Genomic DNA, 16,892 nt, shown 5'->3' on the forward strand with positions numbered 1-16,892 from the left:
ACGACCGCGTATTCAACGGCGTTCGGTGGACGTAACTGGATCGTCGTCCTCCCACAGCAGGAGCTGACGGACTGCGGGGCGGGATCCGTAGGGCCGCAACATGGTGCTGGCCGGACGCGGACGCACCTTTAGCGGCCACCAGAACCAGCGTCCGAGAAGAACCGCGATGGACGGGGTCATGAACGAGCGCACGATCAGTGTGTCGAACAGCAGGCCGAGCGCGATGGTTGTGCCGATCTGGCCGAGCACGCGCAGATCGCTGTAGACGAAGGACGCCATCGTGAAAGCGAACACCAACCCGGCAGCGGTGACGACCCCACCGGTTCCGGCCATCGCCCGGATGATGCCGGTGTTCAATCCGGCGCCGATCTCTTCTTTGAATCGAGATATCAGCAGCAGGTTGTAGTCCGAACCCACTGCCAGCAACAGGATTACGGCAAGCGGGATGATGACCCAGTACAACTGGATACCAAGCAGATGCTGCCAAACCAGTATCGACAGTCCGAGTGAGGCGCCGAGTGACAGCGCCACGGTACCGACGATGACGATCGCGGCGACCAGGCTCCTGGTGATGAACATCATGATGAGCAGGATGAGGCTGAGCGCAGCGATGGCGACAATCATCAGGTCGTACTTCGCGCTCTCCTGGATGTCCTTGTATGTCGCCGCCGTGCCGCCGATGTAGATGTGAGATCCCGCCAGCGGCGTCCCCTTGACGGCTTCCTCCGCCGAATGTCTGATCGCATCGATGTGCGAAATACCCTGCGGAGTTGCGGGATCGACGTCGTGGGTGATGATCATCCGGGCCGCTTTTCCGTCGGGCGACAAGAACAGCTTCAGCCCGCGCTGGAATTCGGCATTGTCGAACACCTCAGGTGGAACATAGAACGAGTCGTCGGTTTTTGACGCGTCGAACGCCGCTCCCATGGCTGTCGAGTTCTCCAGGGCAGCGGCATTCTGATCGTAGATCCCCGACAGGGTGGCGTAGTTGGTCATGACCAGGTCACGATTGATCTGCTGACTGGCCAATTGGGGTGGGATCAGGTCCAGCAGCTTGGGCTGGATGGCATCCAGCTTGTCCAGACTCGTTGTGACGTTTGCCAACTGATCCGTCAGAGCGTTGATCCCGTCAAGCGCGTCGAACAGGGACCGCAGCGCGAAGCAGATCGGGATGTCGAAGCAGTGCGGCTCCCAATAGAAGTAGTTGCGGAGCGGGCGGAAGAAGTCGTCGAAATTGGCGATCTTGTCGCGCAGGTCCCGCGCGACGGCAACAGTCTGGTGAAACGCCTCGACCTGTTCGTGGGTCGCGGCGTTCGCCTGGCCCTGCAGGGTGGCCTGCTGCCGCAGGATGCCGATCGTCTTGTCGATCTCGTCGACCTGCTTGAGCAGGTCCTTGGCGCGGTCCTGCTGATAGCCGAGATTCTGTATCTGACCGGCACTCTGCGCGCTGATCTGGAACGGAATCGACGTGTGGTCGAGCGGTGTGCCCAACGGGCGCGTAATCGATTGCACCTGAGCGACGCCGGTCGTGTGGAAGACGGCCTTGGCCACGCGCTCCAGCAGGATCATGTCGGTCGGATTGCGCAGGTCGTGATCCGCTTGGATCATCAGCAGCTCGGGATTGAGCCGGGCTTTCGAGAAATGCCGCTCGGCGGCGGCGTATCCGATGTTCGACGGAGCACGGTCGGGCATATAGACCCCGACGTCGTAACTGGTCTTGTAACCGGGCAGCGCAAGAAGGCCCACCGCGGCCACCGCGAGCGTGGCGACGAGGATCGGTCCCGGCCACCGAACGATCGCGGTGCCGATCCGACGCCATCCCCTTGTGCGCGCCAAGCGTTTCGGCTCCAACAGACCGAAGCGTGCGCCGATGGCGATTACGGCGGGCGCCAGCGTGAGTGCGGCAACCAGAGCCACCAGGACGCCGATGGCGGCGGGAATACCGAGGCTTTCGAAGTATGGCAACCGGGTGAAACTCAGGCAGAACACCGCACCGGCAACGGTCAGACCCGAGCCCAGGATGACGTGGGAGGTCCCGCGGTACATGTTGTAGTACGCGACTTCCCGCTCGAGACCGTTGCCGCGATCCTCGTGGTAGCGGCCAAGGAGGAAGATGGCGTAGTCGGTGCCTGCCGCGATCACCAGCAGGGTGAGGATGTTCGTCGAGTAGGTCGACAGCCCGATGATCCCGGAGTTGCCGAGGAACGCCACAATGCCTCGGGCCGCTGACATTTCGATCAGGACGGTGATGAGCACCAGGATCATGGTGACCACTGAGCGGTAGACGAAAAGCAGCATCACCGCGATCACCAGAACCGTCAACACGGTGACTTTCGTAGTGCCTTCGTTGCCCACCTCGAATTGGTCGGCGACTTGAGGCGCCGGCCCGGCGACATAGGCTTTGACCCCGGCTGGGGCAGGCGTGCTGTTCACGATTTCGCGCAGCGCATCCACGGATGCGATCGACTTCGCTTCGCCTTGGTTGCCGGTGAGGAATACCTGGACGTAGGCCGCCTTGCCGTCCGAGCTCTGTGAGCCGGCCGCCGTCAGCGGGTCTCCCCAGAAGTCCTGGACGTGCTGAACGTGTTCGCGATCCTGCTCGACGCGCTTGATCAGCGTGTCGTAGAACTGGTGTGCGTCGGCGCCGAGCGGTTCGTCGCCTTCGAGCACAATCATTGCCGCACTGTCGGAGTCGAACTCCTTGAAGACCTCGCCGATCTTCTTGAATGCCTGCAGCGACGGCGAATCCGGCGAGCTCAGCGCCACGTTGTGGGCTTCGCCAACAACCTCCAACTGTGGGACAAGTGCATTGGTGATTCCGGCGAGGACCAGCCAGAACAACACGATCGGCACCGCAAGCCAACGAATCCACTTCGCGGCGCGGTCCGTGAAGGACGTGCGTGATTCTTGATCGTTGGTCATCCCGACTTGTCCAAGCAGTAGGTGTAGGCGTTCATCGTGTTGACCGTTCTCTCGTCCTTCACCACGTTGTCGATGGTGATGCGACAGCCAAGGGAATCGCTGTCACCCTGCGCCATCACGTTGACGAGCACTGCCGGCTGAGTCGTGGTGGTGTCGTACCTCCACGGCAGGGGCACATTCTCGGCGCGTTGAGGCTGGGCGTTGATGTCCAGATAGTTGATGGTCGCCACGGCGCCCGGCGGGCCGAATACCTCGAGAACCACACGCTTGGGGTTGAACGGCACGATTTCGTCCGAAAGGGCGTTGGGGGTCGACGTGTCATGGCCGGAGCCGAATACGCCGTGCAGGCGGTACACGGCGAACCCTGCCACAGCGACCACCACGATCGCGACGATGAGCATCCAGCGTCGCCCCAACGCGCGACCAACCGAAATCCTCTGCACCCGTCAACCTTTCGATTCCCACGACACGATGCTTGTACTGAGGAACGACCCCATTCCAGTCTGGCGGTATATCAACCTGGTTGACAGTACGGTACGGTACCGGACGGCACAAGCCGTACGCACACACCAGCTGTTGGCCACGGGAAATTATTCCCTGGTCCGGGTCAGGCTCGGAATCATCACGTCGTCGACGAGGGTCTCGACCGTGCGGCGACTGGGCTCCCGCCCCGACCAGATGGACCGGAAGATGAGATATCCGGGCATCACATCCCAAAGGTCCTCGGTGATGGCGGCGGCGTCGATTTCACCGCGGTCGACGGCCTGCCCCAAGACGTGCTCGAACAGGGCCTTCCGTTGATTTAGGAACTGATGCTGCATGACATCGTTGAGCGCGGGGTTGCGCGACACTTCGACCAGAACCGCCCGCATGGTGCTCGCATGCGTGCGCGCCTGCTCGCAGCACAACAAGCCCATCTGCAGCAGATCACCGCGCAGGGTGCCGGTCTCGGGGGCCACGGCGACCTGGCGCACGCCTTCGATGAATGCGGCCAGTACCAGTTCGGCCTTGGTCGGCCACCGCCGGTACACGGTGGCCTTGCTCGCCCGTGCGCCCGCGGCCACCGCATCCACAGTCAGCCCGTCATAACCTTCCTCCTGCAGCAGCCGCAGCGTGACGGCGAGGAGTTCGGCCTCCCGCGGCGACCACGGCGAGGACTCCACAGCATGGGTGGCGCTCCGGGTCATCGCACTACCCTAGATCGATTCACCTCACAGACAAGACTATTGAGCCCCACTTCCTGCGCACTCAGCCTCGACCATGGAATTAAACGCCCCCCGATCCACCCGTGCACGCCTTGTGGCCGGCGTTGCCATCCGGGCATCAAGACGAGTTGGCGATCGCCGGGTTACGGCGATAGATCACTGTTTGCGTGCGCGGCGGCTTGGGAGGCCGTCAACCAGAAGACTGCGCGGTCGAGCGCTGGCAGGATGTCGGTTACGGCGATGGCACCGTCCGCGAACTGTCCGAGCAAGCCGTAGATGACCCCAGACAGGATCATTTCCATGTCGCTTGCAAATGCGGGGTCGGCCTGGGCAAGAATCGTGCGGGCGACGGGTACCACCACATCGAACCCGTGCTCGGTCAGTCCCTGACCACCCGGGCCCGCCTGGGCTCGGAAGTATGCCCGGAGCATGCGCGGATTCTGTTCCCAGGGCTGAAAAATGGTGCGAAACAACGCCATAAGGTCGTCGTACATCGAACCGGACAGCTGTTCGGCGGCACTGGCTGCGACACCCGCGTACCGGTTCTCGTCCATCCACCATCGCAGCGCCCCGACAATCAATGCTTCACGTGTTGGATACCGGCGATAGATGGTGGTCATCGAAACCCTCGCCCGCCGGGCGACCTCACGCAACTGGAGCGCCTCATAGCCTTCGGTTTCGAGCAGTTCAACCACCGCGACGATGACGGCATCGGGGGCATCGCCGACACCGGCAGCAGGTTGTTCGCCTGCGATGCGCGATCCTTGCCGAGCCACGAGTAACGATGTTACTCTACGCGCCAAGTAACGCTGTTACTCATCGCTGACGAGGTAGTTCCTTGTCCGCGGCAGTTCCGAAGTGGAAGCGGGCATCGTGGGTCAACTGGACGGCAGAGTCGCATTCATCACCGGCGTAGCCCGAGGTCAGGGTCGTAGCCATGCCCTCAGGTTGGCCAGCGCGGGCGCCAACATCATCGGAATCGACATCTGCGCAGACATCCCGTCCAACAACTACCCGATGGCCTCGCGCGCGGAGCTCGACGAAACCGTCGCGCTCGTCGAGGAAGTTGGCGGGAAGATGCTGGGCACGGTCGCCGACGTCCGCGAGTACCACGGGCTCAAGGCCGCGCTGGACGCCGGCGTCGATCAGTTCGGCCGGTTGGACATCGTGCTGGCCAACGCAGGCATCGCAAGCGTCGCCTTCCGCGAACTCACGATCGAAGAAGAGCTCGATCAATGGGCAGGTGTGCTCGATGTCAACTTGGTCGGCGCGTTCCACACTGCTCGAGCCGCTGTCCCCCACCTCATCGAGGGGAACCGAGGCGGGGTGATCATCTTCACGAGCTCGACGGCGGGGTTGAAGGGGTTCGGCGGCATTCAGGGCGGAGGCGCGGCATACGCGGCGTCCAAACACGGGATCGTTGGCCTGATGCGCTCATTCGCCAACGCGCTTGCCCCGCTGAATATTCGGGTCAACACCATTCACCCCACCGCGGTGAACACGATGATGGCGATGAATGACGACATGCAGGACTTCCTGAAAAATTATCCCGACGGCGGCGGTCCACACCTGCAGAATCCGATGCCGGTCGGCATGCTCGAGCCCGAGGACATCAGCGCCGCGATCGCCTATCTGGTTTCCGATGACGCCAAATACGTCACCGGGGTGACCTTCCCGGTCGACGCCGGTTTCTGCAACAAGCTGTGAGCACTTCGGACGGGCGAATCGCCGGTAAGCGCGTACTCATCACAGGTGCGGCGCGGGGAATGGGCCGCAGTCACGCGGTGCGCCTTGCCGAAGAAGGTGCCGACCTCATCCTGGTGGACATGTGTTCATCGGTGTCGGAGGTCGAGTACCCGCTCGCCTCAGCGGACGACCTCGAGGAGACGGCACGTCTGGTCACCGAGTTCGGCCGCCGCGCCGTCATGCACGTCGTCGATGTCCGCGATGCCGCGGCACTGAAAGCGGCGGTCGAGGACGGCGTTGCCGAACTGGGCGGTCTCGATGCGGCGGTCGCCAACGCCGGCGTGCTAACTGTCGGCACCTGGGATACGACTACGCCCGAGCAGTGGCGCACGGTCGTGGACATCAACCTCATCGGGACATGGAACACCTGCGCTGCGGCGCTGCCGCACCTGGTCGAGCGCGGCGGCAGTCTGATCCTGATCAGTTCGGCGGCCGGACTGAAAGGCACGCCCCTGCACCTTCCCTACACGGCAACCAAACACGGTGTCGTCGGATTGAGCCGTGCGCTCGCCAATGAACTTGCCGCACAGAATGTTCGGGTCAACACCGTCCATCCGACCGGAGTCGAGACGGGGATGCGTCCGGAATCGCTGCACGGACTTCTCGCGGAGTCGCGGCCCGACTTGGTGCCGGTCTTCCTCAACGCGCTACCCGTCGTGATGGCCGAGGCGATCGACATCAGCAATGCGGTGCTGTTTCTGATTTCAGACGAATCCAGGTACGTCACCGGACTGGAGTTCAAGGTCGACGCCGGCGTCACGCTGCGCTGAGAAGGCCCAAGAAGGAAGCGATATGACCACAATCGACGATCGACTCGAGCGGGGCAAGCGTGCCTTTGCCGACGTGATGACGTTTCCGGCACCCGACACTCTGATGCCGGCGACGGCGAGCTTTCTCGAGTTCGTCTTCGCCGAAATCTGGCAACGCCCGGCGATGAATCGACGTGACCGCTGGTTCGTCACGCTGCCATGCGTCGCGGCCGCCGATGCCGAAACGCCGCTACGAGATCATGTGTATGCGGCACTCAACAGCGGCGACGTGTCACTCACTGAAATGCAGGAAATGGTACTGCATTTCGCTGTGTATGCCGGTTGGCCGAAGGCGTCGCGGTTCAACATGGCTGTCGACGAACAATGGGAGCGTATCCATCGCGAGCGCGGTCGGCCTGTACCGCCGCCCGAGCCGCTGCTGCCGCTGACGACACCGAGCGACCCGGAGCAGCGGCTCGCGGCGGGCGAGAAGTCGTTCATGGACGTCAACTGTATGCCGTTCGTGCCGATTCGCGACAATCCATATTCCGGAGCAGGCATCTTGAACTTCGTCTTCGGCGAGATGTGGCTGCGGCCCGGACTCGCCATGAAGCAAAGGCGGCTTGTCACCGTAGCGTGTGTGGCTTTTCAAGACGCGCCGATACCCATCCTCAGTCACGTCTACGCTGCACTGAAGAGCCGTGATGTGTCCTTCGACGAAATGGACGAGCTCGCAATGCAGTTCGCGGCCTATTACGGCTGGGCCAAAGCGTCTCACCTCACTGACGTGATCGCGGAGCAGAAGCGCCGGGTCGTCGAAGAATGGGCGGCAGAAGCGGATCTTGTCCCGTGACCGTTTCCGCGATGACTACACACGAGCCGGTCGGTCTGATCGTCGGCGGGGATCGAATCACCTCGTCGTCCGTACCCCACCATGAGCACATCTTTCCCGGCACGGGACGTACGAATGCGGTCGTTGCGATGGCGGGAGCATCTGAAATAGACCGCGCAATCGCCAGCGCGTGGGAAGCACATCGCGAGTGGGCGGGGTTCACCGTCGATCGCCGTCGCGACCTATTGATCGATCTGGCAGATGTTATTCACGAGAACCTCGACGAACTCGCCACACTCAATGTGCATGACTACGCGGTTCCCGTTTCGTTCGCGGGTACCGCCATTCTGCTGGAACGGTTTCTGCGCCATTTCGCAGGTTACGCGGACAAACCACTCGGGCTGAGCACTCCCGTTGCTGGTTCATTCGATGTGAACCTCGTCGAGCGCGAACCGTACGGCGTCGTCGGAGTCATCGCGCCGTGGAACGGCGCGTTGGCGGTGGCCGGCGCGTGCGTGGCCCCTGCGCTGGCGGCGGGTAATGCGGTGGTGTTCAAGCCATCCGAATTGGCGCCTCTTGCCTCGTTGCGCTTCGGAGAACTGTGCCTGGAAGCGGGCCTTCCCCCCGGATTGGTCAACGTGGTGCCCGCGGGTCCCGAAGGTGGGCAAGCCCTCGTCCGCCATCCCGGCATTCGCAAGATCCACTTCACCGGTGGGGGTCACACCGCTCGTGCGGTGGTGCAGGCAGCCGCCGTAAATCTCACGCCGGTCGTCGCCGAACTCGGCGGCAAGTCGGCCAACATCGTGTTCGCCGACGCCGATCTGGACGCCGCTGCCATGCTGTCTGCGCATCAGGGGCCGCTGATGCAGTCGGGCCAGAGTTGCGCCTGCGCAAGTCGTCTCCTGGTGCATGAATCGGTGTACGACGCGTTCCTGGAGCGGTTTTTGGGCGTCATCGCCGCGGCTGAAGTCGGAGACCCGTTCGACCCCGAGGTCACGTTCGGCCCCGTCATCAGTGAAGCGGCACTTGATCGCATCCGCGGCGTGATCGGGAGCGCCGTTGATGAGCGCGCCGGTGTACTCCTGGCGGGCGGCCAGCGCATCGACGGTAAATACGCACGGGGCTACTACATCGAACCCACGGTATTCGGCGACGTCGACAACTCCTCAAACCTGGCTCAAATCGAGACATTCGGGCCGGTCGTTTCGGTGATCAGGTTTGACGACGATGCGCAGGCCCTGCGCCTGGCCAACAAGACCCCCTACGGTTTGAACGCCTTTGTGCATACGCGCGACCTCAGCCGGGCTCATCGAGTCGCGCGACAGCTGGAGGCCGGGTCGGTGTGGATCAACACGTTCAGCGACATCTCGCCGCAGGGACCTTACGGCGGGTACAAACAGAGCGGCTTCGGTCGCACTGGTGGCATCGACGGACTGCATGAGTTTCTGCAGACCAAGAACATTCGCATCGGAATGAGCTGAGGGCGGCATCACTGCCAATGCGAGCCACCTCGACAAGCCGAATCGACTGAAAGGTTCCTGACCGCCGTGAACGAACTAGCGGAAATCGACTACTTCTCCGACGAAGCCGTCGCCCAAAACCCCTACGAATACTACGAATATCTGCGAAGTAACGGTCCGGTCTTCCGAGAGCCGCACCACGACGTCGTCGCCGTCACAGGCTACGCAGAAGTCATGGCGGCCTTCAAGGACACCGAGTCCTTTTCGGCGGTCAATGCGATCGGCGGGCCGTTTCCCCCGCTGCCCTTCGAACCCGAAGGCGACGACATCTCCGCTCAGATCGAAGCGAACCGGCATCGGTTCCCGATTTTCGAGCACATGGTCGTCATGGATCCACCCGACCACCAGCGGGCGCGGTCGTTGTTGAGCAAGCTACTCACGCCGCGACGGCTCAAGGAGAACGAGGAGTACCTGTGGACGCTCGTCGACCGGCAGATCGATGAGTTCATCGGCAAAGGAGAGTGCGAATTCCTGGCGGAGTACGCCAAACCGCTCGCCACCCTGGCGATCACCGACCTATTGGGTGTGCCCGAGGAAGACCGCGACGAGATTCGACGTGCGCTGGGCTCCGGCAGGTCACCTGGTGACACGGTGGGCGCGCTGAACGGTGCGCCGGTTGGCCGTAACCCCCTGAAGTACCTTGACGACAAGTTCGCGGGTTACATCGCCGAGCGGCGCCGCGACCCACGCGACGACGTCCTCGGCGGCATGGCCACCGCGACATACCCAGATGGATCGACCCCCGAACTTCTGGAGGTCGTCCGGCCCGCCACGTTCTTGTTCGCTGCCGGCCAGGAGACAGTGACCAAACTGCTCAGTGCCGCCGTGCAGACATTGGGCGAACAGCCTGAGTTTCAACACCTCCTGCGCGACAACCGGAAATTGATCCCCGCCTTCATCGAGGAATCTCTGCGGACGCAAAGCCCGACCAAAGTCGACTTCCGACTTGCCCGCAAGACCACAACGCTGTCAGGCGTGCATATTCCGGCGGGCACGGTGTTGATGTTGTGCCTTGGAGCCGCGAACCGCGACCCGGACAAGTTCGAGGACCCTCACGAATTTCGCCTGGACCGCAAGAACGTACGCGAACACATCGCCTTCGGACGCGGAATCCATACCTGCGCCGGTGCGCCGCTGGCACGAGTCGAGGGAGTGGTGACAGTCCACCGTCTGCTCGACCGCATGCGTGACATCACGGTCAGCGAAGCCGCACACGGCCCCGCCGGCGACCGGCGATACTTCTACGAACCGACCTTTCTGCTGCGCGGACTTACCGAACTACATATCGAATTCTCGCCGGTCCATTGAGTGCCGTCGACTACAGATGCAGGGCTCGGGCAGCCAGTGTGGCGAGCTCCCCCTGCAGATTCGTGATCGGTGCGCTGCCCCGCAGATGGATCACGTTCGTCAGCAGGACCACGTAGGTGTCCGAGCCTGGGTCGATCCACAGCGAGGTTCCGGTGAATCCGGTATGCCCGAAGCTGCCTATGGGGAACACCATTCCCCGCGGCTTGGACTGACCGGTATCGATATCCCAGCCGAAGCCGCGCAGATTCTGCCCGGCGATCGCCGGATAGCGCGGAGCAAGCAGCGGATGCTCGGTGTTCGGCATCGTCGCGATGGCTTCTTGGGTGGCGGCGTTCGCCGCTGCGACTTGCTCGGGAGTGTGTCCTGGCTGCTCGGGAGTTGTCATCAACTGCAACGTCGCTTGCTTGAGGGGGAAATTGCTCGGGCGGCCCGCCAGCTGATCCAGCAGGGCCTGCGCGAAGATGCTGACGTCGTGTGCGGTCGAGAACACCCCGGCGTTGCCGGCCACTCCCCCCATGCGGCGCGCCGTCGGATCGTGCACCGTGCCTCGCAGCAGAAAATCCAGATCGGGATTCGCGCCGAGATCGGCTCTACCCTCTTCGTCACGTGCGGTCGGCGCGATCCGCGACAGCACACTGGCGTCCCATTCACCCGCAGCGCAAGGTGTGGGCGGCCCGGCAGTGAGCGCAATCGCCGATCCTCTGATCTGTTGTGGCCCACATGCTTTGGACGGCGGCAGATAGCGGGTGTCGCCCATGCCCAGTGGCGCGAAAACGTGCTCCTGAACAAAGACGTCTTCTGGCTGGCCGGTGATTCTCTCGACCATCAGTCCGAGCAGAATGAAGTTGATATCTGAGTAGCGGAACCCCGCACCAGGAGCCGACTCCAGCGGCTTGGTGAGCGCACGATGAATGCCCTCCGCCTTATCGGCTCCATCGAGCCCCCACCGACCTCCGAGGTCTACTTCTCCCACCAGACCTGACGTGTGTGTGAGCATCATGCGAAGCGTCACTTCCGCCCGCTGTGGATCATTGGCCGGGTTGAAGTCGGGCAGGTACTTCTGAACGGGATCGTCGAACGCAACCTTGCCCTGTTCATAGAGCTGCATAACGGCCGTCGCTGTCGCAAGGGATTTCGTCAACGACGCCAAATCGAAGATCGTGTCCTCGGTCATCGGCTCTTCGGGCGCCGGCGCCCCATCCTGTCCCGGCTCGCCTGCAAGCTTGCGCATTCCGAAGGCCTGATCGAAGACGGTCGCCCCGTTGTGCCCAACGACGACGACGGCCCCCGGCAGCTTGTGCGCTGCAATCGCATCGTTGATGAGGTTGGAAACCGCGTCGAACTCTTTGTCAGGAACCACCTTTGGCGACGTCGACGGCGTCGTGGCCGGGTCAGCCGGAGCTGGCGACGTGCCGTCGGTTGCTTCAGGCTGGCGAGCTTCGCCACATGATGCAAGCGCTACGAGTGCAAAGAGGGCAGCCGCAACAGAAATCGCCTTTCGTAGAGCTGTCATGGCCACCTCGTTGGGTCCACGGTGCGCGTGCATCGCCACCGTGTCCATGGCGGCGAGTCGACCCTCAGCATAGGGCGAAGCTTGTGGTCCGGATCTTGTTACCATCGCCCCGTGGTCGACTCATGTACGCCACCTGGTCGTGATGCAGCGCCGTCTCGTCGCGACGTACTGAAATATGCCGTTATCGCCCCAGGTCTTCTGGCTCTCGGTGCGGCCGTCTCGACACATCGCGCGACGAAGGCTTCGGCCGCCCCTATGAAGCTGATCGATTTCACGCACCGGTTGGTCCCGCCGGATCAGATCAAAGCGGCGGGCTTCGACGGCGCACTCGTCTATGTGTCCGAGCTACGTCCGGGTGCAGATTTCGACTTCAAACCCGTCACACGCGAGTATGCGGACGCGCTGCGCGCAGAGGGCCTTCAAATCGTCAGCTGCTATCAGTACGGAAAACCCAATTGGCCGAATGCTCCGTCGGATTACACCCGCGGCTATGAGGGTGGCGTGGCAGACGCGCAGACGGGAATGCGATTGCACAGCGCGGCCGGCGGACCCGATACGGCGCCGATCTTCTTCAGCGTCGACGAGGACATCGACCGCGACACCTGGAACAGCGTTGCGGTCGAGTGGTATCGGGGGATCAACTCGGTGCTCGGCGTGAACCGGACCGGCATGTACGGACACGCGAACGCGTGCGCCTGGGCGATCCAGGACGGCGTCATCGGGAGTTCGACGAGTGCCGGCCACGCGTGGGCCTGGCAGACAAGAGCGTGGTCTGACGGTGCGCGCGAACCTGCGGCCGTGCTGTATCAGGACGTGATCGTCACCCCCGACGACCCCGGTGTCATCTTGGCCGGAACCAGCGTGGATGTGGACCTCGTCCTTGCGCCCGACTTCGGGCAGTGGGCCCTGCCGAGATAGAGGCGCGGATCCAAGAAACCTCCAAGGCCAACGCACCAATCTGCTGACAGCGAGTGCGGGGGCCCCACCCGACGAGGTCCCCGCACTTGCCCTATCCCGCGGACTCGGTCGTGCGCCCGCAGGTCAGTAGTTGTTGCACGACGAGGCGATGGACGCCATCTCGCCGAAGTATTTCTGTCCCCATGACGTCGCCTGGTACTCCTGTACAAGCTGCACACGGTCGCCGGGAGCCGCGGACAGGAAATTGCCCAGCATGGCGGCTGCCAACGGGTTCGCGTTGAACTTCTGGGCAAGCGCGGGATTCTCGGTATTCAGCGCCGCGATGACCTGCGGATAGCTGCAGGTCGTATCGATCAGGGGGTCAGCGGACGCCACGCCGGTTCCGACGGCGAACGTCACCGCGAGGCCACCAATGGCAGCGGCGATCAACTTTTTCGAGGAGGAATTGAACATGTTCGGGGACCTTCCAACTTTGCAGTGGCCCCCGACAGACCCTGACGTCAACAGTGTCCCCAATGGTAGCGCTCGATCGCCCCGCCGTCACGGAGATGCCGTCGTCAGCACCAAACCGGAGTAGCCGAGGGACGCGACGTCGTCGAGACGTTTGCGGTACACGGCGAAACCACCCGCATACGGCATGAACACCCGCTTCTTGCCGTCGATGTTCGCGCCGAGGTACCACGACGACTGCGCCTTTGAGAAACAATGTGCGCGCGGCCCGGATATCGGTTCCAGTACCAGGTGCCTCCCACACTCGGCGCCGCCTCGAGGCCGAGCACCGTCAAACCCTCAGAGGCGCAACGGTGCACCGCATAGAGTCCCGCGAACCCGGCACCGATCACGACCGCGTCGACCTCATGCCGGTGCGCTCACGAGCTCACGGATGTCGGCCCACAGCACTTCTCGCGCCGATGCCCCCGCCGCGACCGGCATCATCGTCACGAAGCCGTGGAACAGTCCGGGGTAATCCCGGTGCACCACAGGTACTTTCGCAGCCCGCAGCCGCGCCGCGTATTCGGCGCCTTCGTCGTGCAGGACATCGAGTCCCGCCGTGACCACCACGGCCGGCGGGAGACCTTCATGCGACGCGGCCCGCCCGGGCGCCACCAGATCGGTCGGTTCGGTACCGCCGAGATATTGCTCCCAGTACCACTTCATCGCCGCACGGGTATTGACGTAACCGCTGGCGTACGCCCGGTAGCTCGCCGTGTCGAACGTCGGCTCGATCACCGGATAGATGAGGACCTGCGCGACGGGCATCGGTGCGCCGCGCTCGCGGGACATCAGCGAGACCACCGCGGCGAGGTTGCCGCCCGCACTGTCGCCGGCGATGACGACGCGTGACGGGTCGACACCCAGGTCGGCGCCATGCGAGACCACCCAGCGGTACGCCGCGAAGCAGTCCTCGGCCGCCGCGGGGGCTCGATGCTCCGGCGCCAGCCGGTAGTCCACCGACACCACTACCGACCCGGTGTGGCGCGCGAGCGCGCGGCAGAACGAATCGTGCGATTCGAGGTCGCAGAGGACGAACCCGCCGCCGTGGCAGGAGACGACCGCGGGCCGCGTCTGCGCGTCGCCGTGCGGCTGGTAGACGCGCACCGGTACGTCACCGTCCGGAAGTACACGGTCCTCGGCGCTCGCCACGTCGTCGAGATTCTCTACCGGAAGCCGACGGGCAGCGATCGCCGAGCGGGCGTCCTGGGCCGTCATGGTTTCGACAGCCGGAAAGCCGTCATCGATGGTGCGCATCAGGGCTGCGACGCCGTCGTCCATGAGCCGACGGTAGTACAGCGTCGGCGCAGATTCGGCCGGATCCCCGGACACTTGTCCGGCTCCGCAGATGGCGAAAAGAGCCGATGTAGCAACATCCCTCAGCATCGGCATTTGGCAGACACCCGACGCTCCCGTACATAGACTGGACAGGTGTCCAGGCACGCTGCGGTGACCTGCCCGCTATGCGAGGCGATGTGCGGGCTGCAGGTGACCGTCGAAGACGACGAGGTCACCGATATCCGCGGAAATCGCGACGACGTGTGGTCACGCGGCCACATCTGCCCGAAGGGCACCTCACTGGCCCATCTGCACACCGATCCCGATCGACTGCGCCAGCCGATGATCCGCACGCCGAGCGGTCATGTCCCGGTGTCGTGGGATGACGCCTACGCCGAAGTCGAACGCGTGCTGCGCCCAGTGCTCAACCGTCACGGCGCCGGCGCGGTCACCGTCTATGTGGGCAACCCGGTCGCCCACAACCTCGGGCTGAGCACCCATATCGGCGCGCTCATCGGCATGGCACAGGCCGCGGGGATGACCGCGTACTACTCCCCCGGCACCGTCGACCAGTGGCCGTTGAACCTCGTCAGCGCGCTGCTGTTCGGCCACATGTGGAACGCACCGATTCCCGATGTCGATCGCACCGATCACCTGATGATCTTGGGCGCGAATCCTGCGGCATCCCAGGGCTCAATGCTGTCGGCGCCCGATCTCATGGGCAGGCTCGCCGCTATCCGCCGGCGTGGCGGCACAGTCACCGTCGTCGATCCGCGTCGAACGCTCACCGCCGAACGCGCGTCACAGTGGGTGCCGATCCGTCCCGGCACCGATGCGCTCCTCCTGTTCGCGATCCTGCGCGCGCTCGACGAGAACAACTGGGTGCGCCGACCCGCCCACCTGGACGGCCGCGTCACCGGGCTCGACGACGTGATCGCGATGGCCGCAGACTTCGTGCCGGAGGCCGTCGCCGATGCGTGCGGTATCGACGCGACGACCATTCGGCAGATCGCGCACGATCTCGCACACGCCGAAGCCCCGGTGTTGTACAGCCGCATCGGCGCATGCACTCAAGAGTTCGGAACGCTGGCAACGTGGCTGGTGTTCGTCGTCAACATCGCGCTCGGCTCGCTGGACCGCACCGGTGGCGCTGTGTTCCCGAAGCCGGCCGTTTGGTCGCCGATGTTCATGAAGCCGCCGGATCAGACGGGCCCGGGCTGGCAGTTCGGCCGCTTCCACAGCAGGGTGCGTGGTGCGCCGGAGGTGTTCAGTCAGTTTCCGGTCAGCTGCCTCGCCGAGGAGATCGACACACCCGGTGACGGTCAGCTGCATGGGTTGATCACCGTCGCAGGCAATCCGGTGGTATCGGCGCCGGGATCGCGGCGGCTCGATGCGGCGCTGGCATCTCTCGACGCGATGATTTCGGTGGACAACTACCTCAACGAGACGACCCGTCACGCCCACGTCATCCTGCCCGGGCTTTCGCCGCTACAGCGACCGCACGCCGACGACCTCTACTGGATCTACGCGGTCTCGTCGTGCCTGAAGTGGTCAGACCCGGTCTTTGCGTCCGCGCCCGAGCAACCGCCGGAGTGGGAGATTCTGCTGCGGCTCGCCGGCGCGATGGTCGGCGTTCCCATGCCCGAGGTGGACGTCGCCGCGATGGACGATCTCTACGTCGCCGGGCTCGTCGCCACTGCGTGCTCGACACCGGGGACGCCGCTTAGTGGCCGGGATCCGCAGGACGCGACGGCAGCGCTGATCGGACACGGCCCGGAACGACTCGTGGACATGGAGATTCGGCTCGGCCCGTGGGGTGATGACCTCGGGCGGCGGCCCGGCGGGTTGACGCTCGCGGAGGTGCGCAAACATCCCAACGGGCTGCACTTGGCCGAATTGGACGGCGGGAGGCTGGACGAGGTGGTGTGTACGCCTTCGGGCACCGTCGAATTGGTGCACCGGCGGCTCGTCGATGACGTGCCGCGCCTGCGGGCCCGACTTCTGCGAGCCGACAGCGAGCTGCTGCTGACCAGCCGTCGGCATCTGCGCTCCAACAATTCGTGGATGCACAACGTGCCCGCCCTGATGCGAGGAAAGGACCGCTGCACCCTGCTGATTCACCCCGACGACGCGCAGCGGGCGGGCCTGCGGTCCGGAGACGTCGCCGAACTGTCCACCGAAGCGGGCTCGGTGACGGTGCCCGCCGAGGTGTCCGACGAGATGATGCCCGGCGTGGTCTCTCTGCCGCACGGGTGGGGACACGGGCTCGACCGCACTCAGCTGCAGGTCGCCAACGATCATCCCGGCGTCAACTCGAATCTGCTGAACCCCGCCCGCCTGATCGACGTCCCGAGCAATACTCAGGTCGTCAACGGCGTGCCGTGCCAAGTCCGGAACCAATCCTGAGGA

Annotated in this window: 14 protein-coding genes and 1 pseudogene; 7 read left to right on the plus strand and 8 right to left on the minus strand. The window is 63.9% G+C overall.

Going from position 1 to position 16,892, the window contains the following annotated elements; genetic code table 11:
- Window positions 1-12 precede the first annotated feature (12 nt).
- From AB4Z42_RS08135 to AB4Z42_RS08150, 4 genes are all read right to left on the minus strand, one after another.
- On the minus strand, window positions 13-2,922 hold the full coding sequence (locus AB4Z42_RS08135; RefSeq protein WP_442008609.1) for an MMPL/RND family transporter: 2,910 nt from the start codon (window positions 2,920-2,922) through the stop codon (window positions 13-15).
- On the minus strand, window positions 2,919-3,365 hold the full coding sequence (locus tag AB4Z42_RS08140; protein ID WP_442008610.1) for an MmpS family transport accessory protein: 447 nt from the start codon (window positions 3,363-3,365) through the stop codon (window positions 2,919-2,921). Before AB4Z42_RS08140 ends, AB4Z42_RS08135 begins: the two co-directional genes overlap by 4 nt.
- 147 nt (window positions 3,366-3,512) lie before the next feature.
- Complete coding sequence (locus tag AB4Z42_RS08145) at window positions 3,513-4,109, minus strand: TetR/AcrR family transcriptional regulator (RefSeq protein ID WP_442008611.1); 597 nt, start codon at window positions 4,107-4,109, stop codon at window positions 3,513-3,515.
- Window positions 4,110-4,270: 161 nt separating this feature from the next.
- Window positions 4,271-4,903, minus strand: a complete 633-nt coding sequence (locus AB4Z42_RS08150) for a TetR family transcriptional regulator (RefSeq protein WP_442008612.1) — start codon at window positions 4,901-4,903, stop codon at window positions 4,271-4,273.
- 97 nt (window positions 4,904-5,000) lie between these two features.
- Here AB4Z42_RS08150 and AB4Z42_RS08155 point away from each other — a divergent pair, with 97 nt between their 5' ends.
- The 5 genes from AB4Z42_RS08155 (at window position 5,001) to AB4Z42_RS08175 (ending at window position 10,282) form a co-directional block, all read left to right on the plus strand.
- Entirely contained in the window at window positions 5,001-5,834 is an 834-nt protein-coding gene (locus tag AB4Z42_RS08155) for a mycofactocin-coupled SDR family oxidoreductase (protein WP_442008613.1), read from the plus strand.
- Complete coding sequence (locus AB4Z42_RS08160; protein WP_442008614.1) at window positions 5,831-6,643, plus strand: mycofactocin-coupled SDR family oxidoreductase; 813 nt, start codon at window positions 5,831-5,833, stop codon at window positions 6,641-6,643. Before AB4Z42_RS08155 ends, AB4Z42_RS08160 begins: the two co-directional genes overlap by 4 nt.
- A gap of 22 nt (window positions 6,644-6,665) precedes the next feature.
- On the plus strand, window positions 6,666-7,475 hold the full coding sequence (locus AB4Z42_RS08165; RefSeq protein WP_442008615.1) for a carboxymuconolactone decarboxylase family protein: 810 nt from the start codon (window positions 6,666-6,668) through the stop codon (window positions 7,473-7,475).
- Entirely contained in the window at window positions 7,472-8,935 is a 1,464-nt protein-coding gene (locus tag AB4Z42_RS08170; protein ID WP_442008616.1) for an aldehyde dehydrogenase family protein, read from the plus strand. Before AB4Z42_RS08165 ends, AB4Z42_RS08170 begins: the two co-directional genes overlap by 4 nt.
- A gap of 66 nt (window positions 8,936-9,001) precedes the next feature.
- Window positions 9,002-10,282, plus strand: a complete 1,281-nt coding sequence (locus AB4Z42_RS08175) for a cytochrome P450 (RefSeq protein ID WP_442008617.1) — start codon at window positions 9,002-9,004, stop codon at window positions 10,280-10,282.
- 10 nt (window positions 10,283-10,292) lie between these two features.
- On the opposite strand, the gene AB4Z42_RS08180 is transcribed toward AB4Z42_RS08175, so the two are convergent.
- Window positions 10,293-11,795: a serine hydrolase domain-containing protein gene (locus AB4Z42_RS08180; RefSeq protein ID WP_442008618.1), complete on the minus strand. Its 1,503-nt coding sequence runs from the start codon at window positions 11,793-11,795 to the stop codon at window positions 10,293-10,295.
- A 111-nt stretch (window positions 11,796-11,906) separates the two neighbouring features.
- On the opposite strand from AB4Z42_RS08180, the gene AB4Z42_RS08185 reads away from it, so the two are divergent.
- Entirely contained in the window at window positions 11,907-12,713 is an 807-nt protein-coding gene (locus tag AB4Z42_RS08185; RefSeq protein ID WP_442008619.1) for a DUF1906 domain-containing protein, read from the plus strand.
- A gap of 123 nt (window positions 12,714-12,836) precedes the next feature.
- On the opposite strand, the gene AB4Z42_RS08190 is transcribed toward AB4Z42_RS08185, so the two are convergent.
- The 3 genes and pseudogenes from AB4Z42_RS08190 to AB4Z42_RS08200 all read right to left on the minus strand — a co-directional run bounded on the left by AB4Z42_RS08190 (window position 12,837) and on the right by AB4Z42_RS08200 (window position 14,486).
- Window positions 12,837-13,166, minus strand: coding sequence for a hemophore-related protein (locus AB4Z42_RS08190; RefSeq protein WP_442008620.1), 330 nt, complete (start codon window positions 13,164-13,166; stop codon window positions 12,837-12,839).
- 263 nt (window positions 13,167-13,429) lie between these two features.
- Window positions 13,430-13,555: pseudogene (locus AB4Z42_RS08195) on the minus strand (NAD(P)-binding protein); the annotation flags it as partial.
- Window positions 13,556-13,568: 13 nt separating this feature from the next.
- Entirely contained in the window at window positions 13,569-14,486 is a 918-nt protein-coding gene (locus tag AB4Z42_RS08200) for an alpha/beta hydrolase (protein ID WP_442008621.1), read from the minus strand.
- A gap of 150 nt (window positions 14,487-14,636) precedes the next feature.
- Between AB4Z42_RS08200 and AB4Z42_RS08205 the strand changes: the two genes are divergently transcribed.
- Window positions 14,637-16,889 carry a molybdopterin-dependent oxidoreductase gene (locus tag AB4Z42_RS08205; protein ID WP_442008622.1) on the plus strand — a complete coding sequence of 751 codons (2,253 nt, stop codon included), beginning with the start codon at window positions 14,637-14,639 and terminating at the stop codon, window positions 16,887-16,889.
- Window positions 16,890-16,892 lie beyond the last annotated feature (3 nt).

The sequence above is a fragment of the Mycobacterium sp. 2YAF39 genome (genome assembly GCF_052114565.1).
Lineage (GTDB): Bacteria > Actinomycetota > Actinomycetes > Mycobacteriales > Mycobacteriaceae > Mycobacterium.